The following is a 21,501-nucleotide window of genomic DNA, read 5'->3' as shown; positions in this document are numbered from 1 at the left end:
TCGGCTATCCAGATACAGAAGTACTCATTCTCGGGCTTTTCATACTTCAGACATATGAGTGAAGGTGACGATGCCACAGTGATCGAGGATCGACCCGAAAGCAGGTGTGACCGTGGAGCTCCGGCACCTTCGCTACTTCCTCGCTGTTGCCGAGGAGAAGCACTTCGGGCGAGCGGCAGAGCGCCTCCACATGGCTCAGCCTCCGCTCTCGAGCCAGATCAGACAGCTCGAGGCCGAGCTCGGCACCACCCTCTTCAATCGGACAACGCGCAGAGTGGAGCTCACCGAAGCGGGACTGCTTCTCGTCGACCGCGCACGCCAGATCCTCACCGACCTCGAGTCAGCTGAGTTCGACGTCGCTGAGGTCGGTCGCGGTGCGGCCGGAGTCCTTCGCATCGGCTTCTCCGGAACGGCCACCTACCGCCTCATGCCCGAGATCGTCAGGCGGGCAGAGATCGAGATGCCCAATGTCAGGTTGCAGATCTTCGGAGAGATGCTCACTCCGCAGATGGAGACTGCGCTCCTGGAGAATCGGATCGACATCGCCGTGCTGCGACCGCCTGTGCGGTCGGGAGAGATCGGACTCGACGAGTTCGAACAGACGCCGATCGTCGCGGTGCTGCCGTCGTGGCATCCGCTGGCAGTCGGAGCGAAATCGGGAGAACCGCTATTGGTCTCCGATCTGGCCGACTCCGGCCTCGTCAGCTACCCGCATGCCTCATCCGTGGCGTCGGTGGTGTGGGAACTGTGCCGCCAGGCCGGCTTCAGGCCGCGGATCCAGCAGACGGCCACTGAGACCTCGACGCTGATCGCCATGGTGAGCGCAGGCCTCGGTGTCGCTCTGATGCCCGGGCCGTCCGGACAGCCGCTGCACGGTCCGATCGTCATCAGGCCGCTTGCCGAAGAGATCACGATCGGGCTAGCCGTTGCATGGCGGACGCACACTGACAGCGACGACCGGGCGCCCAGTGCGCTGCAATCCGCTTTCATCCGGCTGACGAAAGCTGCTGCGCACGATCTGCGGCGAGAGCGGTGAGCGACTCCACCGCTGACGCGGACCGCTCAGCCAGAGAGGCTCCTACTTGAGCAGCCGGTCCATCCGGCGATCGCTCAGCCGCTTGCCGCCCGTCTGGCAGCCGGGGCAGTACTGGAGGGACTTGTCGGCGAAGGACACCTCGGCGATCGTCGTCCCGCACACCGGGCACGTCTCCCCCGTCCTCCCGTGGACGCGCAGGAGCTTCTTCTTCGCGGCCTTGACCTTCGCCGGCGGCAGGCCGACGAGCGCCTCCCGCGCTGAGGTGAGCACCGCGACCATCGCATCGTGGACGGCCGCAGCATCGACCTTCTCGGCGGTGGCGAAGGGTGAGACCTTCGCGGTGTGGAGGATCTCGTCGGAGAACGCATTGCCGATCCCGGAGATGATCGACTGGTCCTCGAGCACCGTCTTGATCCGCGACCGACTTCCCGCGAGCACCTCGGCGAACTCGTCGGCCGTCAGCTCGAGCGCATCGGGTCCGGCCTGCGCAATCGCCTCGACCTCGCTGAGGTCGCGGACGAGGGAGACCGACGCGTTCTTCTTCGTCCCCGCCTCGGTGAGGTCGAAACCGGCACCGGAGGCAAGGCCGACCCGCATCCCCAGCGGGCCCTTGCCCATCCGCACCGGCCCGGTCGGCACAGCATCGTGCCAGACCAGCCAGCCTGCACGGGCGAAGCGGCAGACGAGGAAAAGTCCCTCGAACTCGAGGATGAGGGCCTTGCCGACCCGCGTGACGCCGGTGATCTCGAGCCCGATGACCGCATCGAGCGGCGGGTCCGCGGTGCGCAGGAGCGCGAGCTCGGCGATGTCGACGTGCGCGATGAAGTCGCCGACCACACGGGGCCGGAGGAACTCGACGAGCGCTGAGACTTCGGGCAGTTCCGGCATACCCCCAGTATGGCCCGTGCTCAGCTGGGCGCAAGGAGTCCTGCCCGACGGATGAGCACCCAGATCCCAACGGCAGATCCTACGCAGACCGCTGCGACCGCGAAGGGTCCGACCTCGCCGAGGCGGCTGAGCGCAAGTCCCGCGACGACCGGCCCGAGTGCGGCACCGAGGTTGAGGGCGGCCGTCGCGAACGCTCCCCCGAGGTTCGGCGCGTGCCTCGCCTCGGAGACGATCCGGGCGATGAGAGTGCTGCCGAGAGCGAAGGAGAGGGCCCCGGCTACGGGGGTGAGCACCCAGAAGATCCCCACGCCGAGGTGGTCGCCCCCACCGCATGCCCCTAGGCCGGCCACTGCGACCCCCACCGTGAGCGACGCCCAGACGAGCACGAGACAGGGACCGAGCAGACCGACGATCCGAGCCCAGTGCCGATCGGCGTACCGGCCGGCGACGGTGACGCCGACGAAGGCACCGACGCCGAAGAGAGCGAGCAGGACGGGCACGGCGAGGGGCCGAAGACCGAGCCCCGCCTCGGCGATGACCGCGAGATACGTGAACGCACCGAATGTCGCCGCGTTGACGAGCACCGTCACCGCAATGACGCCGAGGACAGTGCGGGAGCGGAGGACGGCGAGTTCGGTGCGCAGCGGCGGCCGCTGTGCTCCACCGGTGCCGCCGCCTGCGCCCGTCGGCGCAGTGAGGCCGGCAAGGAGGGCCGGCACGCAGAGGACTGCGATGGCCCACAGCGCCGCTCGCCACCCGAAGTATGCACCGAGGACCGCTCCCGCCGGCACTCCGGCGATGAGGGCCAGGGTCGTCCCGGCGAGGACGACGCCGACGGCTCTCGCCTGGCGGTGCGGTTCGACGATGCGGACGATGAGGGCGAGCGCGACGGCGAGGAAGCCGGCGTTGGCGACGGCCGCGACGACGCGGGTGAGGAGCAGGAGCGGGAAGGAGTCGGTGAGCGCTCCGACGATGTGGGCTGCGACGAAGACGATGAGGAACGAGGTCAGTGCCGTCCGCGCGGAGAACCGGCGGGCGAGGATCGCCATGGCCGGGGCACCGAGGACCATGCCGAGCGCGAACGCCGTGGTGAGCAGTCCCGCCTCGGTGAGCGTGATGCCGAGGTCGGCGGCGATATCGGTGAGCAGCCCGGCGAGGACGAATTCGGAGGTGCCCTGCGCGAAGACGGCAAGGGCAAGGAAATAGAGCAGAGCAGGCATGAGCCGGCCTTTCGGATGAGCAGTGAATGGATTCTTCCGAAGGGCACTGCCGATGCCGGGCCTGTGTGCGGCTGAGACGTGCGCGCTGAGGTCTATCGGGCTATCGGCGTGCCGACAGCCCGGTCCTGGATGCTTCTGGTGTGCTCACGCTCTCAGGCTAACGATCCCGGCCGCGGACAGCAAAGCGTCGGGCGGTCACGGTGACCGCCCGACGCAGAGGTGAATGGTGCCGGGGTGGCTCAGCTGCGCGCCGGCTCAGCCCTGAGAGGTGGCGGCACTGCCGCCGGAGCCCGAGCTTCCCGAACCGGAGCCGCTGCCCGCACCACCGGAACCGGAGCCGGAGCCTGAACCGCCGGAGCCGCTCGATCAGCTTCCGCTCCCACCGGAACCGCTGCCGCTCGACCCCGAGCCGTCGGAGCTGCTGCCGGAGCCGGACGTGCCCGAATCGCTGCCGGAGGTGCTGCCCGACCCGTCCGAGGTGGTCGAGGAGTCCGAGCCCGAACCGCTCGATCCCGAGGTGTCCGAGGACGTCCCGCTCGTGTCGCTGCTCGAGTCCGTTCCCTGCTCGGTGCCCGTCTGGTCGCCCTGGGTGGTCGACGTCGAGCTCTGGTCGCTCTCACCGGTCGTCGACGAGCTGCTGTTGCTGCTGGTGTTGGCCTGCTCACCGTTCGCGCTGGAGTTCGACGAACCCGAACCGCCGTCGCTGCCGCCCTCGCGCGAAGTGTCGGATTCCTCGCCACCGGAGCCGCCCGTCACCGACTTCGAGATCTCTGAGGTGCCCGGAGAGATGTCGGCGTCGGTGAGGTTCTCGGCGATGACGACTCCGCCGAGGCCGATGCCGAAGGCCGCGACGCCGATTGCCACAGGGTAGAGGACGCGCTTGCGCTTGAGCTTCTGCCACCACGACTTCGGTTCGTCGTCGGTGTCTGTACCGGCCGCGGCCTCGGCGTCCGCTTCGGCCTCGTCGAGGTTGCCGAACGCGGTGTCGCTGCGATCGCCGTCGCCCACGGCTCCGTGGACGGCCGTCTCATCAGGGGAAGCGGCGTCTGCCGAAGTGTCCTTCGCCGTCGGCGAAGAGTTCGTGTGCGGGGTCGTTCCGTAGACGGCAGTGGCGTCGGGACCGGCGGCCGTGGCCGCACCGCCGAGGGCGGCTCCGCCTCCGGCGACGGGCAGGCCTGCGCCCTTCTTCACCGCGGGGGCGAGCTTTGCGCCGACCTCCTTGACCGCTTCTTTGCCCTTCTCAAGGCTCTTGCTGTAGAGGCTCACGGCGACCGCAGTGACGATGCTCGCGATGCCTGCGCCGATGACGGTGCCGGCGACGCCGAGCTGTCCACCGATGACCGATGACGTCGCTGCCGCACCGGCGCCGGCCAGCAGCTGGGTGGCCGACATCCCGTTCCCGGACTTCTCCTTCTTCTCGCCGTCCTGGTCCTCGCCGGTCTGAGCATCCTGTGCCACGGTGGGCGCGACAGCCGTGGACTCGGTATGCCCCGCAGCGGGCTGCGCTGCCGTCGGCTGGGCTGCCGCCGGCTGCGCTGCCGTGGGCTGGGCATCGTGACGAATGGGGTTGGGCGGCATGACCGGGGTCGTCGCCGGATGCGCCGCTGTCATCTCCTCGGTGATGAGCGGCAGCGTCTGTGACGGCTGGGTGCCGTGGGTCGGCTGGGCACCAGGGGTCGGCTGCGGCATCGATCCCGCGGCGCCGTTCGCGCCTGCGGGATCGGACGAGTTGTGCGGGTCTCTCTGTTGCGACGCCAAAGTACCTCCCAGAACGTGTGTCAGCTCCCAGTATTCTCCGTGGAAGTCCAGAGACCCTGACCGGGCCCACCCGAGCCTGGGAGCCTCCTGGACGCCCGGCCGACGACTACGCTGATGACCAGCAACGACGCCTCGATCTGTGACCGCCGGTACACCCGACTCGCACGTTTTCCTCAGGATTCGCTTCCGTGTGGGCGCGACCGGAGCCTCCCCCGCCTCAGCTCATCCCGATGACGCCGAGGCGGCCCGGCAGCTCCTCGGAACCGTCGAGTTCGAGGAGGGTGAACCGTCCCCATCCCTCGACCGGTTCGAGTGTGAGGACGAATCGTGGCCGCTCGGCGGGTGCGGGCAGCATCGTCAGGGCAGGGTGGTCGCCTTCGCGCTCGGTCATGAGGTTGATCGCGAAGCAGGACTCTCGCAGTTCGGTGAGAGCGACGTCGGCATCGCCGCTGAACCGCAGGGGACGCCCGGGGCCCGCCCGGTGGAGGGTGCCGTCGATCGACAGGACCACCTCGGCGGTGGGACAGAAGATCCGATCGAGTCCGGGCAGGGACGAGAACGGACCCGGACGATCGAGGCGGGCGATGCTCAGCCGCCACCGGCGACGATCCGGGGTGAGGCGCGCGGATTCGTCGAGTGAAACGAGTTCGGTCGTCTCACCTGCGCCATTGGCCCACGGTCTCGGTGCGATGTCGTCGAACGACGCGATGAGGTCCATGCTCGCCATCGTAGACGCGGGCGCCGTCACGGCTGGCCCGCGCCGCCTCAGTCGGCCGGCACCGCCTCAGCTGACGCAGAGGCAGAACGGATGGCCGGCGGGGTCGAGGAAGACGCGGAAGGTCTCCCCCGGCTGCACGGCGGCCTTGCCGGCACCGAGTTCGATGACCTGCGCCTCGGCGGCATCGAGGTCGTCGACCATGACGTCGATGCGCATCTGCTGCGGATGCTCCTGACTGGGCCAGCTCGGGGCGTGGTAGTCCTCGACCTGCTGGAAGCAGATGGGCGGCCAGGAGTCGGATGTGATCTCAGCCCACGTGCCGTCGTCGTCGACGCGGACCTGCCAGTCGAGGAGGTCGCCGTAGAAGCGGGCGAGCTCACCAGCATCCGGAGCGTCGAGAACGATCACGGGCTGCTTTGCGATAGCCATAGCCTGAGTCTACGCCGGTGGACGGACGCGGTGAACGGCTTCGGCCGGGAATCCCCGGACCCGTAGGATTGTTGAGCAATACGTCCAGCGTTCCGACACGACATCGAGAGGCCTTCCATGAGCACCCAGCAGCTGCCCGTCGCCGACAGGCCCGCGGTCTACATCATCCACGACAACCCGGAGTGGATCACCCCCTTCGCCGAGGCGCTCGAGTCCCAGGGCGTCGACTACGTCGAATGGCTGCTGCCCGGAGCGACGATCGACCTCGCCGCCGAGCCGCCCGAGGCCCTCTTCTGGTCCCGCCTCTCCGCGTCCTCGCACACGCGCACCGACCCGCATGTCAAGGACTTCGGCCGGGCGGTGCTCGCGTGGCTCGAGGCCGCCGGTCGGACGGTCATCAACGGTTCCGACGTCTACGAGCTCGAGGTCAGCAAGATCCGCCAGCACCGCGAACTCGCAGCCCACGGCTTCGACGTCCCCAGGACCGCCGCCGCGTTCGGGAGCACCGCGATCACCGAGGCGGCTGCGGACTTCGCTCCCCCGTTCATCACCAAGCACAACCAGGGCGGCAAGGGCCTGGGCGTGCGCCGGTTCGACTCTCACGCAGACCTCGAGCAGGCGATCGCCGACTTCGGACCCGGCGGCGCGGACGAGCCGATCGACGGCATCACCCTCATCCAGGAGTACCTGCAGCCGGCCGCACCGTTCATCACCCGCGCCGAGTTCATCGGCGGCCGGTTCCACTACGCCGTCAGGGTCGATGTCTCTGCCGGCTCGTTCGAACTCTGCCCCGCCGACGCGTGCGAGATCCCGACCGCTGGGACCGCCGGGGACCAGCACACCGCCTCGGCGCCGTTCAGCCAGTTCACCCGGCGCGAGGAGATCACCGCCGAGACCCCGCTCATCGGCCGACTCGAGGAACTGCTCCGCGAACTCGCCATCGACTTCGCCGGCGTCGAGTTCATCGAGACCAACGACGGCCGGCAGGTCGTCTACGACATCAACACGAACACGAACTACAACTCGGCCGTCGAGGAGGCCGAGCGTGCGGCCGGCCGGCAGCCGGCGACCGCACGGATCGCTGAGGAGCTGAGCCTCCGCCTCGGCGCGGTCGCGGGCATTCCCGTGCCCTGACCGGGCCTGATAGTCTCAGACCACCACAGGGGAGCGCCGGACACGGCGCTGAGAGTGCGTACGCAGACCCTTACACCTGATCCGGATCATGCCGGCGGAGGAAGTTGGAGGAGACGAATGATCACTGTGTCCCAGAACGGCGCCGTCGAGGCACTGCGTCGGTCAGCGGACGAGGACTGGAGTGCCGCGGTCGGCCACCGGTTCGTCGAGGAGCTCTTCGCGGGCACCGTGCCCGACGACGTCATGGCGACCTATCTCGTCCAGGACTATCAGTTCTTCGAGGACTTCCTCGCGATGCTCGGCACGTGCGTCGCCCACGCCGACCGGATCGAGGCGAAGCTCCGGTTCGCGCGTCAGCTGGGGTTCCTCGAAGCCGATGAGGACTCGTACTTCCTCCGTGCCTTCGCCGAGGTGGGGGTGACCGAGGACGACTACGCCGACCCCGTCCTCCTCGCTCCGACAGAAGGCTTCCGCGAGGTGATGCGGACGGCCGTCGCCTCGGCGTCGTACCCGGACCTCCTCGTCGTCCTCGTCATCGCCGAATGGCTCTACCTCGACTGGGGTGAGCAGGTGCGCGACATGCCCACCCGCGACGTCCACGTCGGCTGGATCGACCTCCACCGCGGCGAGGACTTCTCCGCGTGGGTGCAGTTCCTCGTCGACGAACTCGAACGCGTCTTTCCCCGGGGTGATGACGCCGAGTCGGTCACGACCCGAAAGCGGCTGACCGCGCTGTGGGGGCGGGCCGTCGGGCTCGAGCGCGCGTTCTTCGATGAGGCGTACCGGGCTCAGCGTTCGTAGACCTCGGCGGCCGCGGTGAAGAGCAGCGAGATCCCGACCGCGCCCGCGTCGGGGGTGCCGTGGCCGCGCCCGTCGACATAGCTCGCACGACCGCGCCTGGCCTGGAGTTCGGCCGTGGCCTGGGCGGCGTCGGCGGCCGTCTCGGCGGCCGAGGCGAATCCTCCGCTCAGCGCTGAGGCGGTCGGTTCGAGGACGTCGATGACCGTCCGGTCGCCGGGCTCGGCTCCGCCGACGCGGCGGATCGCCGCCGAGCCGGCCGCGGTCGCCTGCTCCCAGACGGTCCTCGGGTGCTCGTCGTCCCCAAGCTTCGCGTATCCGGCGTTGAGCTCCTGGAAGAGCAGGCCGAGCAGAGGCCCGCTCGTGCCGCCGACGCCGTTGAGGAAGGCACGTTCGGCGGCGGCGAATCCCGCCGCGTCGGCCTCCTCCATGAGTCGGGTCGCATGGCGGAGACCGCCGCGGAGGTTGTCGCCGAAGTCGCCGTCACCGGTGACCTGGTCGAGTCGCGTGAGGTGGCCGTGATGCTCTTCGGCGAGTTCGGCGAAGCGGATGACGACGGCGGTCTCGAGGTCGGTGCTGCGATCCTGTGCGCGGGTGCGCAGTGTGCCCGCGTCGGTCTCGTCTGCGCCACCCTGGTCGGTCCCGCGTTCGGCGATAGATGCGGTCGGTGTGCCGTCGGCGACGGGCGCGGGGAAGGCCGCAGTGCAGGTGGCGGTTTCCCACCAGTCCAACCACTGCGGCTGCATTCGGGTGAGCGTGATCGAGAAGCCGGTCATGTCGAGGGCGGTGACGTAGTCGCCGACGAGGGACGCCGCGACCTTCTCGCCCTTGGCTTCGAGGGCGCGGGTGACGCCGTCGAAGACGTTGAAGAGCTCGATCTGCGTGCTGGCGCCGAGTCCGTTGACGAAGACGAGGAGGTCGCCGTCGGCGGGGTCGCCGGCGACGGCGGCGTGGACCTCGTCGACCATCCTCGCCACGAGCGCGTCGAAGCTCTCGCGTTCGATCGAGGTCGCGGCACGTTCACCGTGGATGCCGACCCCGTACTCGAGCGTTCCCTCAGCCAAATCGAAGGCGGGCCTCCCTGTGTGGGAGTCGGTCTGGGCGCGGGCGGCGACGGCGAGGCTGCGGGAACGGTCGGCCACCTCGGCGCCGAGGTCGGCGAGCTCATCGAGGCCGAGTCCGGAGTCGGCAGCGGCACCGAGGATCTTCTCGACGACGACAGTCGCGCCGGTGCCGCGGCGGCCGGTCTCGGTCTCATCACTGTCGGTGGCAATGTCGTCGTCGACGATGACGGTGCGCGTCGAGATGCCCGCTGCCTGGAGGCGTTCGGCGGCGATCGCGAAGTTGATGACGTCGCCGGTGTAGTTCTTGACGATGTGGAGGACCCCATCGTCTCCGGCAACGGCGCGTGAGGCGGCGAAGATCTGCGCATTGTGCGGGGAGGCGAAGACCTCGCCCGGAACTGCCGCATCGAGCATCCCCTGCCCGACGAAGCCGACGTGCATGGGTTCGTGGCCCGATCCGCCGCCGGAGACGAGGCCGACTCGGCGTTCAGGGGTCCGGGTGCGGGAGCGGACGAAGAGCGGGTCCTCGGTGAGAGCCACGCGGTCCGAGTGGGCGCGGGCGAAGCCGCGCAGGGCACTGATGATCGGGGTGGGCGAGACGAAGAACGCGCTCATGGAGATCCTTTCGCAGGTCAGCGTCGTGTGCCGGTCCGGTGGGCAGTCGACGGCCACCGGCTGTGCGGACGGTGCCATGCTATACCTGCCCGGCGGAGTGGTAGGGTGGCTGTTCACCTGCCGACCGTCGGCGGATCCGCCCGGCTCGTGGCACTATTGACCGATGAACGATTCCCCCGTCGACCACGATTCCGAATGGATCCCGTTCGGGCTGTTCCGCCCCGACATCATCGAATCCGTGCCGCCGAAGTTCTTCCCCACCATGGTGTGGGGATACTTCGAGACGGAGGATGAGGACGGCGAGACAGGGTGGATCGAACGGACCACCGAGGGCGCGTCGTATGCGACGATCCTCTCGCAGATCGCCGGCTTCCTCGTCGAGACCGAGTCGGCGAACGCATGGGTCGACGACGACGTCGACGAGGAGACCGACGGCACGAGCGCCGGTGCCCCGGTCAACAGCACCCTGTCCGATCTCAGCGGCGACGTCCTCGTCGAGGAGGCCTCGGCGGCCTTGTCCCGGCTGAAGATCTACCCTCTGCCCGAGGGCCACGAACCCACCGGCCGCTACGTCGCCATCATCTGCGACGACGACCCGTTCGAATCCGGCAACGTCGAACTCCTCAACGAGGACGTCAGCAGCGAACTCATCGAGGGCCTGCTGCGTGTCGCGCAGATGCGCTTCGCCGAGACGCTCTCCTTCAGTCCCTTCGACGACGAGGTCGACGACGCCAGGGCGTCGGCAGGCGATGATCGCACCACCACGGCCGCGGCAGAGCCGACCGGCCCGGCGACCGAAGCGCCGCCGCCTCCCGTCACGACGTTCGGGGACCTCTTCGCCGGCTGGGCGTTCCTCCCCCTGCCCGCCGACGTCGATGTCAGCGCGGTCTGGTCGCTCATCCTCACCAGCGACGCCGACGACGTCATCCGGTGGTACACCCGACGCACACCGCTCCTCGACGAGAACCTGCTCACCGGCGTCCTCGCGAGAACGGCGTTCGAACTCGAACTCGGACTCATCGACAGCTTCGACGAAGACGACGAGGCCTCGCGGCTGACCCGCGAGACGCTTCCCGAGCTCAGCACCCTCGTCCCCGCCGACTCACCGACCGGCCCCCTCGACCCGCGGGTGGGAGCACTTGCCACTCGCGCCCTGCCCGAGGGGGAGACCCCGATCGTCGCGAACCTCTTCCTCTTCGGCACCGACCAACTGGGAACGAGCAGCGTCGTGAGCGTCAGGGAGCTGACGACGGACACGGTCGTCCTCGGCGACGCCGAGCTCGACGGCTTCGAAGAGCTCGGCCTCATCCGCTCGGCCCTGCGCGACATCCTCCACAACGGGATCGGCGAGTTCTGATCGCGATTCGCACCGCAGCGCGCAGCCCGCGGCACGCACTCTCAGCCCGCCTCGGGCGTCTGACCTAGACTGAAGCCATGAGCACCCAGCCTGATGTCGTCGTCGTCGGATCCGGCCCCAACGGTCTGGCGGCCGCCGTCACCATGGCTCGGGCGGGGCTTTCGGTCGAGGTCCTCGAAGCCCAGCCGACGATCGGCGGCGGTTCCCGCACCCTCGACCTCGGGCTGGCCCCGGGGATCGTCAACGACATCTGCTCGGCCGTCCACCCGCTCGCGATCGCCAGCCCCTTCTTCGTCGACTTCGACCTCCGGGCCCGCGGACTCGAGTTCACGACCCCGGAGATCTCCTACGCCCAGCCGCTCGACGGTCGGCCCGCCGCGCTGGCCTTCCACGATCTCGCGAAGACGGTCGAGCACCTCGGCGAGGCGGGACCGGAATGGGACCGGTTCTTCCGTCCCCTCCTCGAGCGCGTCGACGACACGATCTGGCTCTCCCTCGGCGATAAGCGGTCGCTGCCTCCAACCCTCCGCGATGCCTCCGGCATCGCCAACGTCGTGAAGTTCGGGATGCGGCTGCTCTCCCAGGCGAGCCCCGCGTGGAACATCCCGCTCTCCCACGAGACCACCCAGGCGCTGTTCACCGGCGTCGGCTCGCACGCGATCGGCCCCCTGCCGGGGATGGGCACGGCGGCGACGGCGACGATGCTCGCCACCATCGCCCACGCCGGCGGGTGGCCCTCCCCCGTCGGCGGTTCGCAGGCGATCACCGACGCCCTCGTCGCCGATCTCGAAGCCCACGGCGGTCGGGCGACGGCCGGGGTCCGCGTCGACCACGTCGCCGACATGCCCGCGGCCCGCGCCTACATCCTCGACACCTCGGCGGGCAATGCCGCGGACATCTTCTCCGGCCTCCTCCCCGCTCACGTCGAGCGCGCCCTGCGGACCTTCAAGCACGGCAACGCCGCGGCGAAGGTCGACTTCGTCCTCAACGGGCCCGTCCCGTGGGCGGATCCGGACGTCGCGCGCGCCGGCACCGTCCACCTCGGCGGGACCCGGGAGCAGATGGCCGCGGCCGAAGGCGACGTCGTCGCCGGACGGATGCCCGAGCACCCGGTCTGCCTCGTCTCCGACCCGACGGTCTTCGACCCCTCCCGCGAGGTCAACGGCCTGCGGCCGCTGTGGACGTACTGCCACGTCCCCTTCGACTGCCCGATCGACCCGACCGAGTACATCACCCGGCAACTCGAACGCTTCGCCCCCGGCTTCCGCGACACGATCGTCGACTACCGGTCGGTGCCGGCCTCGCAGATGTCCGAGCACAACCAGAACTACACAGGCGGCGACATCGCCACCGGCATCATCACCTTCTACCGGATGCTCGCCCGCCCGCGGACGAACTGGGACAACTACAGCCTCGGCGTGCCCGGCGCCTACCTCTGCTCGTCGGCGACCCCGCCCGCCCCCGGCGTCCACGGCATGAACGGCTGGTTCGCCGCCCAACGGGCGCTCAAGCACCGATTCGGCATCACCGAGGTCCCCAGCCTCGCCCCGCAGGACTGAAACCGGATCCTCGCCGAGGCGGTCGCCGTTCACCCGTCCGACACCGTCCAACCGTCCTCGACCCGAAACATCACATGACGCACCCAGACTTCCCGCACCAGCCGGCTCCGATGATGCACAGCAGTCGCGCGCCCGGCCCTCCCACTCCCGCGCCTCGGCGGGCCTTCGCCCCGGACCTCGCCCGCGGGCTCATGCTCTGCCTCATCGCGATCGCCAACGTCTCGGCGTACCTGTGGGGCACGAAGGCCGCGACGATGATGAGCGGGCACCCGCCGAGCGACTCCCCGCTCGATACGACGCTGTCCGTGCTCACGATCCTCTTCGTCGACGGCAGCATCTACCCGATGTTCGCGTTCCTCTTCGGTTACGGCATCGTCCAGTTCACCCGCAGCCGCACCGCCACCGGCGACGACCCGCGGACGATCACCTCGATGCTCGTGCGCCGCAGCCTCTGGCTCGTCATCTTCGGTTTCATCCACGCCGCGCTGCTCTTCGGCGGGGACATCCTCGGCGCCTACGGTCTGTGCGGACTCATCCTCGGCTATCTCATCCAGGCCGCCGGGGACCGAGCACTGAGGATCACCGTCTGGATCCTCGCCGGCATCCTTGCGCTCTTCGTCCTCGTCCAGGTCTTCTTCATCGTCGTCTCCCTCGTCCTCGCAGGCGACTCGGGCACCGGCACGGACATGACGCCCGAGGAGTCCGCGGCGTTCGGGGCGATCACCGACACCCTCCTCACCCAGGGCACAGGAGAGACGAACTACCTCACGTCGATCGGCGTCCGCCTCCTCGTGTGGGTGATGGCGACCGTGCTCGGCACCTTCTCCCTCATCGTGCCCCTGTGCATCATCCTCGGCGGCCTCGCCGCCCGGCACCGGTGGATCGAGTCCCGCAACCCGCTGGCACCCCGTCGTCCCCGCCTCGGCCTCGTCGCCGGCATCGGCATCCATCTCGGTGTGCTCGGCAGCGTCCCGCAGGCGCTGGCCTACCTCGGCTGGGTCGCCGAGGACTCCGGCCCCGTCCAGCTGCTCATGGTGCTCTCGACGGCCACCGGGGCGTGCGCGGGCATCGGGTACGCCGCCCTCTTCGGCCTCATCGGCCTGCGCCTCCAGGACCGCCCGCCGAGGCTGCTCCTCCCCATCGCCTACCTCGGCAAGCGTTCGCTGAGCTTCTACCTCTTCCAGTCCCTCGTCTTCGCACCGCTGCTCGCCGCGTGGGGCCTCGGGCTGGGTCGGACGTGGAACACGACCCCGGCGTCCTTCCTCGCCATCGGGGTGTGGGTCATCTCCGTCGCCCTGGCGACGTGGATGGAGTCGAGGAACTCCAAAGGCCCCGCCGAGGTGGTCCTCCGTCGCCTCACCTACGGCCGTTCGTGGCCGGGGTGAGCTGCCCACGCGCAGGTCTCGTCGTCCATGGCCCAGTCGACGACCTCGACGATGCCGGCGACAGCATCGGTGAGCCAGTACGTGGTGTCGGGGTTCCACCCGGCCATGAGGCTCGCGGTGCGGTCATCGGTGTCCCCGTAGCTCGGCCTGTCGCCGGCCTCGGGGAGCAGGCTGCCGTCGCCGACATCGACGACGGCACCCGCTGTGCGCACGTACCCGGCGAGGCTGACATAGACACCGTCGTAGTCCTCGGCCACCCGCGACCAATCCGGGATCACCCAGCGACCGCGACGTCCCGTCGCCTCGAACCAGACCTCCCGCCGTTGCGCAGTGACGTCGAGCGGATACTTCCGGCAGAGAACCGCCCACTGTTCCGGCCCGTTGACGATGAACACACCGAATGTGTCCCGCAGGCGCAGCCGACAGGCCCGCGCCCTTCTGAGCCCGAAATCGTCCTCGACGAGGCTGAGTCCGATCGGCTCTCCGCTCGGCCAGGTGCCGGTGGTCGTCACCAGCTCATGCGCGGGAGTCGACCACCATTCGCCGCTGGCCGCCATGCGTGGATCCTTCGCGAACTCCTGCCGGTACTCGCTCTCACTGGAGGCGACCTCTGCGGACCACGCCCGCAGCGCCGCCGCACCAGCACCTGACGGCGGTGCGCCTTCAGCTCCCGAAATCAATGCAGCAGGCTCCGCACTGAGGCGAGTCGGAATATCGCCGGTGTGATCTGAATCGTCCCAGGTCAGTTCCCAGAGGTCATCGAAATCGGGACCAGCCGACCATGAGTCGAGCAGGCCGCTGTCGATGATGACCTCGGCCCACGGGCGCAGGGCCTCGACCATCGCGGGGTCGGCCGCGATGACGTCTTCGGGATGAGGCGGTTGCCAATACATCGCACCCGCGATGACCTCGGCCATCGCACGCTCAAGTTCGGCCTGACTGGGAACGCGGGGACTCCGACGGCCCAACCCGATGGCTTCCGCAGCCGCATCGGCCACATATACCTCGGTGAGGTCGGCCCCGGATTCAGAGAGGAGAATTCCGGTCGCCCATTCCCTGTCGATCGTCTCGGCGGCGGTGAGGGCAACCCAGCCGAGAACGTCCGCCGGGTCGACCTCACTGTCGTCCACCGGCTCGACGTCACTGTCGTCCACCGGGTCGACCTCACTGTCGTCCACCGGCACCTCATCAGTCCCCGGGCCCACCTGCGAGGCAGCGACGACCGAGTGAAGCAGCGAGCGTCCCCGCGGGGAGGCGAGCAGATCGTCGACGGTGAGGCGAGCTGTGGACGCGGAGGCGGGGCGGGCGCCGGTTGGGGAGTCAGGCCCATCGCGATCGGCAGAGTTCTCGGACATGCTCACACCCTAGACGGTCCTCATCGGGCGTTTCCTCGGACTCGGCCATCGTCGAGGTGGGACCCCGTCGCCGTCCCCGCGGGGACGTCCTCCTCCCGCGTCAGCGCGGGGACGTCGGACACGGGGTTCGGTTCCCCGGCTGGCTCGGGCACATCCGGCACCGGCTCGGGCACCGCCTCGGCGAGGGCACCGGCGATCCGCGCCCCCTTCGCGGCCTTGAGTCCGGCACCGAGGACGCCGACGATGACGAGGCCGGCACCGCAGAGTTCGCCGAGGCTCACCGTCTCCCCGAAGACGAGCCACGCCGCGCTCATCCCGACGATCGGCACGAGCATGGAGAACGGGGCGACGACTCCGGCGGGGTTGCGCGCCATCAGCCATGACCACACGCCCGAGCCGATGACGGTGGCGATGACGACGGTGTAGATGAGCCCCGCGAGGCCGAGCAGACCCGTCGGGGTGGTCACGGTCGTCAGCGACTGCCCGATCCTGTCGGGTCCTTCGACGAGGAGGGCGACGATGAGCATCGGCACCGGCGGGACGACGGACATCCACATCGTCAGCTTCACCGGCTCGGTCGAATGCGCCTGCCGGTTGCAGATGTTGCCGATCGCCCAGCCGAAGGCGCCGGCAAGCGTGAGGAGGAAGGGGAGGAGGCTCGCCGAGGAGTCAAAGCGCTGCCAGCCGACGACTCCGAGCCCGGCCATCGCGACGAGGAGGAACGCCATCTGGGACGGACGGACCCGCTCGCGCAGGACCGTCATCCCGAGGAAGACCGTGAACGGCCCGGAAGCCTGGAGGACGAGTGAGGCGAGTCCCGCCGGCATGCCTGCGGCCATGCCCCAGTAGAGGAACGCGAACTGGAGGATCCCGAAGCCGAGCCCGTAGCCGAGGATCCAGCGGAACCTCACCTTCGGCATCGGCACGAAAAGGAGGGTGGGGATCGCGAGCAGGGCGAAGCGGAGTGCGACGAGGAAGAACGGCGGGAACTGCTCGAGCGAGAGGTCGATCGCGAGGAAGTTCAACCCCCACATCACGGCGACCGAGGCGGCGAGGAGACAGTGCTTGACGGACATACCTCCATCCTCGACGCCGCCACTGTTGAGCACAATCGCAAAGTTCTTCATCGACTGTGTAGCATGACTTCATGGTCCCCGAGCAGCGTGCCCTCGATCCGCGGCACCTCGAACTGCTCCGCGCCCTCGATGAGCACGGCAGCGTCACCGAGGTCGCCCGTCTCAGCCACCGCACGCCCTCGGCGGTCTCCCAGCAGCTCAGGCAGGCTGCCCGCGAACTCGGCCACGCTCTTGTCGAACCCGCCGGCCGCGGACTCAGGCTCACTGCCGCGGGCCGACTGCTCGCCGCGGGCGGGCGGGACGTGGCCCGCGCGATCGCCCGCGTGCAGGCGGACTGGGAGGGCCACCTCGGCGAACCGGTCGGGGAGATCACCCTGTCCGGACTGCCGAGCGCGCTCACCCACCTCCTGCCCGATGCGCTGCGTGAGCTCGCCGACACGCACCCGGGAATCGTCCTGCGCACCCACGACGTCGACCTCGCCGAACACGAGTTCGCAGGGCTGACGAGTGAGGTCGACATCGTCATCGCCCACAGCCTCGTCTCGGCCCGGCCGGCGGGCACCGAGGGACTCACCGTCGTCCCCCTGGCGAGGGAGCCGATCGACGTCGCCGTCGCCGACGCCCACCCGCTCGCCGGGCGCACGTCACTGCACCCGACCGATGTCGTCGACTGGCAGTGGGTGGGGGTTCCGATCGGCTACCCGTTCAACTCCGTTCTCACCTCGATCGAGCACGTCACCGGTCGCGACCTCGACGTCGTCCAACGGATCCGGGACAACCGCCTCATCGAGGCGATCGTCGCCTCCTCGGACCAGCTCGCGCTCCTCCCCCGATACACGACCCCGCGGAATGCCGGCATCACCCTCATCCCGCTCACCGGGGTCGCGACGAGGCGGTGGGTCGTCGCGGTCATGCGCCCGGACACCGCCGAGCGCGTCGCCGTCAGGCGCGTGCTCGACGCCCTGAAGCGAACCGACGAGGGACGAGCTTCTCCAGAGGCAGGAACGCCGCCCAGCAGATGACGGTGGGCAGGAAGTGGATGCCGAGAGCGAAGTACGTCATGAGGTGGAAGAGGCAGAAGAACGCGACGACGAAGTAGAGCCACTTGCCCTTGAGGAAGAGCGCGATCGGAGAGAGGAACTCGAAGGCGAGCGTCGCCCACTGCGCGGCGATGAGGAGGCCGGGCATCTCGAGGAACGGCTTCGACCACTCCGCGCCGCGGCGCATGAGCGCCCAGATGATCACCGCGCCGTTGGCCCAGTGCGTGATGTTGCCCGAGGCGATCCACTTCATGAGCACGGAGTAGAAGTACGTGAGGACGACGGCGATCTGGACGACCCGCAGCGCCCATCCCGCCTTCGCCGAGGTGGCTCCCCCGTCCCGGAACCGCGCGACGCCGACCGTGGGGAGGACGACGGAGGCGATGACGAGCGCCATGTGATCGTGGGCGACGTACCCGTAGCCCTGCGTGTAGAACATCCACAGCCCGAAGGTGACCGCGACCGCCCAGCCGCTGATGCGCTGAAGGATGCCGGCGGCGGCGAGGAGGGAGAAGACGATGATCGCGGCGAGCAGGAGCTGCGCGCCGAGCACGCTCACCGGAGGGATGCCGAGCACCCGGGCCAGCCACAGCGGCTGGTAGAGCTCGGGCGTCCAGCCGTGCGGGATGACGTCGGCGGAGATCGTGAGGACGTCGATGATGATGAAGAGGTAGATGACAACGCGGAAGACCGCGACCCGGGCGAGCGGGAGCTGCGGCATGAACCAGCGGAGGAACGCATTGCGGGTGTCCGGCGCTGTGCCGGGCGCTGCGGCGGGGGCCGGGCTCATCGCACCTCCCATTCCGCGAGGACCTTCGTCACCGGTTCGCCGACGCTGCGCCCGTTCTCGAGCTGCGTGGTCGTACGGCAGAGGATCATCCGCTCGGGTTCGGGCTGGCCGGGGTGGAGGCGGATGTAGGAGTCCGCGAGCGTCTGGAGCAGCTCGGGGTTCGCGATGACCCGCGGCAGCTGGGACTCGACGTCGCCGCGTTCGATGCCGACCGTGTCGATGTTGAACGCGAGCTTGGTCGGCTCGTCCTCGCCGGGGAACTGCGCGGCGATGCACGTCGAATTCACCTCACCGTTGAGATCCTTCGCCGTCGCGTACTGCGTGAGCGAGCCGAGCGGGAAGAAGTCGTTGGTATTGAGGAACTGCCCCGCCGTGAGGATGACGAGGGCGATCGCCGTCGCCCCGATGCGCCAGCCCATGCCGATCCTCGACATCGGCTTCGGGGACTTCCCAGTGCGGGCCTTCGCGGCCCCTGCCTTCGCCGAGGCGGCTGACGCGCCGGAGGCATCCGCGGTTCCGGGGGCGTCCGTCACTCCGGAGGCGTCCGTCGGGGGCTCGCCGGGCGGGGTGCTCGTGAGGAGTCGGCGCTTCTTCTCATCCATGTGCTGCGGGGTTCACCTTCTCATGCCGCGGTCGGTCCCTCAGTCCGGCACCTGGGCTGCGCGGACGGTGTTCTCAGACGATGCAGGGGCCCCACCTCGTCGATCTCGGAGACAATCGTAGCGTCCCGGGTCACGACCGACGCTCAGCGAGCGAGGCACCTGTGGCCGGAATCTCGCACTCTCGGCAGCCCTCCGGGCGCTGGGCAACCCGGCACCGGGTTGCTCAGCGCTCGCAGGGCTGCCGGGGACGGTCGGTCACGAACCGCGGGCGTAGAGGTTGAGCTGCTCCCACGCCGCCGCGTACTTCTGGAACGCGGCGGTCGCGGATTCGAGGTCGTCATTGCTCAGCGCCGTCACCCACGCGTCGACGAGCTCGGGACCCTCGTTGGGCCAGAGCACCTCGCTCATCCCGCCGAGGTCGAGTTCGAGGATCGAGTTCATGTCGAAGCTGTCGATCCACTGCGCGAGCACGCTCGTCTGCTCGACCATGTCGACGACCTTCGACTTCTCCGCAATGGTCTCCGACGCCCATTCCATACGCGCCGAGGCGGCGAGGATGTCGGTGCGGATGAGCACCCGCAGCCCCTCGTCGGTCTCCTCGGTGATCACCTGGTCCTCCCCGAGGGAAAAGAACAGCCACCACGCCGGGGGCACATCCCACGCCGAGACCCGAGCGAAGATCCGCGTGTCCTTGGTGTCCTGGAGCCACTCCGCACGCAGGCTCGCCGCGCGCCTGCGCGCGGACTTCGGAGCGATGATGTCAAGGGTCGCCTTCGACGTGTGCTCGGTGAGCGATTCGAGGGCCTCCCACCCGCGGATGTCCTCCTGCGCGGGCGAGAACCGATCCACTCCGTCCGGGGTCTGAGACGCGGGAAGGAAGATCGGTGTGTTCCGGAACGACTCGGCGACCGGGCTAGGAGGAAGCGAGATCAGGCGCTGATCCGCGTCATCGGCCACCTGCGCCTCGATGCGCGCACGGTTGTCCTCGACCTGCCTGTCTTGCAATTCGGAATGAACCACGATGGGTTCGAAGATCCGCAGGGAGACGAGATATTCGCGACTGTAGGACATGGGATCACCCTATCCAAGGTCGGTTCGCGAAATGGAACTTCCCACCGCGAACAGGTAGGATTTAAGCGCATAGCAGAGATCTAGTCCGGGGTTGCACACCCCACATGACGACGGAGGGGGTCACGCCAGTGGGTCGCGGCCGCGCAAAGGCAAAGCAGATCAAGGTAGCCCGGAAGCTCAAGTACTACAGCCCGGACACCGACCTGAATCGTCTCCAAGAAGAGCTTGGCTCCGACTCGCAGAAGTCCGGCGCCTCCGATCCCTACGACGATGAGCCTGACTACTCCGAGTACGCGGACAAGTACAACGTCGACGACGAAGACGACGACGACTACTCCGAGCGCCGGTCCTGATCGCAGACGCTGATCACACACGCTGAACTCAGACACTGAGAGAGGGGCGGAGACTTCGGTCTCCGCCCCTCTTCCGTGTGCGCAGCTCGCCGCGCGTGCGGCTGTGGCCCGCCGGCGGACGCCCGCCGGCTGCGGCCCGTCAGCGGAGGATCGCCGCTCCCCCGTCGACGCCCTTCGCGCCCTGGACGTAGTCGAGCTCTGTGGCCAGTGCCCCGTCGTCGGTGCGGACCTCGCCGAGGACCCACGACCCGGGGCTGGCGGCGAGCACCTCGTCGGCGGCCTCGGCGGCCGTGACGAGGACCATGCCGACACCGAGGTTCCAGGTCCTCTCGCGGTCGGCGCGCGGCACCCCGCCCAGGTCGCCGAGGACGGAGAAGACCGCGGGGATCTCCCACGAGTCGCGCGACATCGCGGCGACGAGTCCGGGCGGCAGCACCCGGGCGACGTTGGCCGAGAGTCCCCCGCCGGTGACGTGCGAGACGGCGTGGACGGCACCGGGCAGCGCGGTGAAGAGCGCGTTGAGCTCGCCCGTGTAGACATGGGTGGGAACGAGCAGCTCCTCGCCGAGGGTGCGCCCGAACTCGGGGACCTCACGGTCGAGCGTCCATCCCGCCTCGGCGATGATGTGCCGGACGAGCGAGTACCCGTTGGAGTGGATCCCTGAGGACGGCAGGGCGATGAGGACGTCTCCGGCGGTGACCTTGTCGGGCCCGAGGAGGTTCTCGGCATCGACGACACCGGTCGCAGCGCCCGCGACGTCGTACTCGTCGACGCCGAGGAGACCCGGGTGCTCCGCGGTCTCACCGCCGACGAGCGCGACATCGGCCTGCGCGCAGGCCTCGGCGATGCCGCGGACGATCGCGGCGATGCGTTCGGCGTGGACCTTCCCGCACGCGATGTAGTCGGTCATGAACAGCGGCTTCGCGCCGCACACGATGATGTCGTCGACGACCATGCCGACGAGGTCGAAGCCGATCGTGTCGTGGATGTCGAGCGCCTGGGCGATCGCGACCTTCGTGCCCACCCCATCGGTCGACGTCGCGAGCAGCGGACGCGTGTAGTCCTTGAGGACGGAGACGTCGAAGAGTCCCGCGAACCCGCCGACGCCGCCAACGACGCTGGCGTTGTGGGTGGCGGCGACCGCTGACTTCATCAGTTCGACGGCCCGGTCGCCGGCTTCGACGTCGACGCCGGCCGCGGCATAGGTCGTGGACTGCGGGGCAGCCTCCACAGCATTGTCGTCGTGGCTCAAC

20 protein-coding genes and 1 riboswitch are annotated in these 21,501 nt (G+C 69.0%); of the genes, 8 read left to right on the top strand and 12 right to left on the bottom strand.

The window, feature by feature from the left end; all coding sequences use genetic code 11:
* Positions 1-106 precede the first annotated feature (106 nt).
* Entirely contained in the window at positions 107-1,036 is a 930-nt protein-coding gene (locus AC0VYB_RS02640; RefSeq protein WP_259801258.1) for a LysR substrate-binding domain-containing protein, read from the top strand.
* Between the two features lie 42 nt (positions 1,037-1,078).
* Here AC0VYB_RS02640 and AC0VYB_RS02635 read toward each other — a convergent pair whose 3' ends face one another.
* The 5 genes from AC0VYB_RS02635 to AC0VYB_RS02615 all read right to left on the bottom strand — a co-directional run bounded on the left by AC0VYB_RS02635 (position 1,079) and on the right by AC0VYB_RS02615 (position 6,049).
* Positions 1,079-1,924: a DNA-formamidopyrimidine glycosylase family protein gene (locus tag AC0VYB_RS02635; protein WP_131248427.1), complete on the bottom strand. Its 846-nt coding sequence runs from the start codon at positions 1,922-1,924 to the stop codon at positions 1,079-1,081.
* 20 nt (positions 1,925-1,944) lie between these two features.
* Positions 1,945-3,144 (bottom strand): MFS transporter, encoded by a 1,200-nt coding sequence (locus tag AC0VYB_RS02630; RefSeq protein WP_119296482.1) that lies wholly within the window; start codon positions 3,142-3,144, stop codon positions 1,945-1,947.
* A 366-nt stretch (positions 3,145-3,510) separates the two neighbouring features.
* The gene (locus AC0VYB_RS02625) at positions 3,511-4,902 is read right to left on the bottom strand and encodes a hypothetical protein (protein WP_280559080.1); all 1,392 of its coding nucleotides are present in this window, start codon (positions 4,900-4,902) and stop codon (positions 3,511-3,513) included.
* A gap of 217 nt (positions 4,903-5,119) precedes the next feature.
* Positions 5,120-5,620 (bottom strand): HutD family protein, encoded by a 501-nt coding sequence (locus AC0VYB_RS02620; RefSeq protein ID WP_162909053.1) that lies wholly within the window; start codon positions 5,618-5,620, stop codon positions 5,120-5,122.
* A gap of 66 nt (positions 5,621-5,686) precedes the next feature.
* Positions 5,687-6,049, bottom strand: a complete 363-nt coding sequence (locus AC0VYB_RS02615) for a VOC family protein (protein ID WP_475385027.1) — start codon at positions 6,047-6,049, stop codon at positions 5,687-5,689.
* Between the two features lie 117 nt (positions 6,050-6,166).
* Here AC0VYB_RS02615 and AC0VYB_RS02610 point away from each other — a divergent pair, with 117 nt between their 5' ends.
* The gene (locus AC0VYB_RS02610; RefSeq protein WP_259823403.1) at positions 6,167-7,183 is read left to right on the top strand and encodes an ATP-grasp domain-containing protein; all 1,017 of its coding nucleotides are present in this window, start codon (positions 6,167-6,169) and stop codon (positions 7,181-7,183) included.
* 17 nt (positions 7,184-7,200) lie between these two features.
* Positions 7,201-7,303: riboswitch (TPP riboswitch) on the top strand.
* The gene (locus AC0VYB_RS02605; RefSeq protein ID WP_119296479.1) at positions 7,301-7,984 is read left to right on the top strand and encodes a TenA family protein; all 684 of its coding nucleotides are present in this window, start codon (positions 7,301-7,303) and stop codon (positions 7,982-7,984) included. (Overlaps the previous riboswitch by 3 nt.)
* Here AC0VYB_RS02605 and AC0VYB_RS02600 read toward each other — a convergent pair.
* The gene (locus tag AC0VYB_RS02600; protein WP_063250322.1) at positions 7,972-9,660 is read right to left on the bottom strand and encodes a dihydroxyacetone kinase subunit DhaK; all 1,689 of its coding nucleotides are present in this window, start codon (positions 9,658-9,660) and stop codon (positions 7,972-7,974) included. The genes AC0VYB_RS02605 and AC0VYB_RS02600 overlap by 13 nt on opposite strands.
* A gap of 163 nt (positions 9,661-9,823) precedes the next feature.
* Between AC0VYB_RS02600 and AC0VYB_RS02595 the strand changes: the two genes are divergently transcribed.
* The 3 genes from AC0VYB_RS02595 to AC0VYB_RS02585 all read left to right on the top strand — a co-directional run bounded on the left by AC0VYB_RS02595 (position 9,824) and on the right by AC0VYB_RS02585 (position 13,961).
* Positions 9,824-11,017, top strand: a complete 1,194-nt coding sequence (locus AC0VYB_RS02595; RefSeq protein ID WP_063250320.1) for a hypothetical protein — start codon at positions 9,824-9,826, stop codon at positions 11,015-11,017.
* A gap of 77 nt (positions 11,018-11,094) precedes the next feature.
* Positions 11,095-12,576 (top strand): phytoene desaturase family protein, encoded by a 1,482-nt coding sequence (locus AC0VYB_RS02590; RefSeq protein ID WP_009377641.1) that lies wholly within the window; start codon positions 11,095-11,097, stop codon positions 12,574-12,576.
* 74 nt (positions 12,577-12,650) lie between these two features.
* Entirely contained in the window at positions 12,651-13,961 is a 1,311-nt protein-coding gene (locus tag AC0VYB_RS02585; RefSeq protein ID WP_081590992.1) for a DUF418 domain-containing protein, read from the top strand.
* Here AC0VYB_RS02585 and AC0VYB_RS02580 read toward each other — a convergent pair.
* Both AC0VYB_RS02580 and AC0VYB_RS02575 read right to left on the bottom strand, forming a co-directional pair.
* Positions 13,937-15,316: a hypothetical protein gene (locus tag AC0VYB_RS02580; protein WP_063250318.1), complete on the bottom strand. Its 1,380-nt coding sequence runs from the start codon at positions 15,314-15,316 to the stop codon at positions 13,937-13,939. The two genes, AC0VYB_RS02585 and AC0VYB_RS02580, sit on opposite strands and share 25 nt — an antisense overlap.
* 20 nt (positions 15,317-15,336) lie before the next feature.
* Positions 15,337-16,392, bottom strand: a complete 1,056-nt coding sequence (locus AC0VYB_RS02575) for an EamA family transporter (protein ID WP_009377635.1) — start codon at positions 16,390-16,392, stop codon at positions 15,337-15,339.
* Positions 16,393-16,463: 71 nt separating this feature from the next.
* Here AC0VYB_RS02575 and AC0VYB_RS02570 point away from each other — a divergent pair, with 71 nt between their 5' ends.
* On the top strand, positions 16,464-17,414 hold the full coding sequence (locus AC0VYB_RS02570; protein ID WP_095376170.1) for a LysR family transcriptional regulator: 951 nt from the start codon (positions 16,464-16,466) through the stop codon (positions 17,412-17,414).
* Here AC0VYB_RS02570 and AC0VYB_RS02565 read toward each other — a convergent pair.
* The 3 genes from AC0VYB_RS02565 to AC0VYB_RS02555 all read right to left on the bottom strand — a co-directional run bounded on the left by AC0VYB_RS02565 (position 17,335) and on the right by AC0VYB_RS02555 (position 19,895).
* Entirely contained in the window at positions 17,335-18,222 is an 888-nt protein-coding gene (locus AC0VYB_RS02565) for a hypothetical protein (protein ID WP_227007003.1), read from the bottom strand. The genes AC0VYB_RS02570 and AC0VYB_RS02565 overlap by 80 nt on opposite strands.
* Entirely contained in the window at positions 18,219-18,824 is a 606-nt protein-coding gene (locus AC0VYB_RS02560; RefSeq protein WP_101624195.1) for a hypothetical protein, read from the bottom strand. Before AC0VYB_RS02560 ends, AC0VYB_RS02565 begins: the two co-directional genes overlap by 4 nt.
* A 255-nt stretch (positions 18,825-19,079) precedes the next feature.
* A complete protein-coding gene (locus AC0VYB_RS02555) occupies positions 19,080-19,895 on the bottom strand; it encodes a DUF8083 family protein (protein WP_009377628.1) in 816 nt (271 codons plus the stop codon).
* 128 nt (positions 19,896-20,023) lie between these two features.
* Here AC0VYB_RS02555 and AC0VYB_RS02550 point away from each other — a divergent pair, with 128 nt between their 5' ends.
* On the top strand, positions 20,024-20,248 hold the full coding sequence (locus AC0VYB_RS02550) for a DUF3073 domain-containing protein (RefSeq protein WP_009377627.1): 225 nt from the start codon (positions 20,024-20,026) through the stop codon (positions 20,246-20,248).
* Between the two features lie 139 nt (positions 20,249-20,387).
* On the opposite strand, the gene purM is transcribed toward AC0VYB_RS02550, so the two are convergent.
* Positions 20,388-21,500, bottom strand: coding sequence for a phosphoribosylformylglycinamidine cyclo-ligase (gene purM / locus AC0VYB_RS02545; RefSeq protein WP_101624196.1), 1,113 nt, complete (start codon positions 21,498-21,500; stop codon positions 20,388-20,390).
* Position 21,501 lies beyond the last annotated feature (1 nt).

The sequence above is a fragment of the Brevibacterium sp. Z349TD_9 genome (assembly GCF_056173565.1).
The sequence above is the reverse complement of the archived record's forward strand: the minus strand, read 5'-3'. Positions and strand labels throughout refer to the sequence as shown.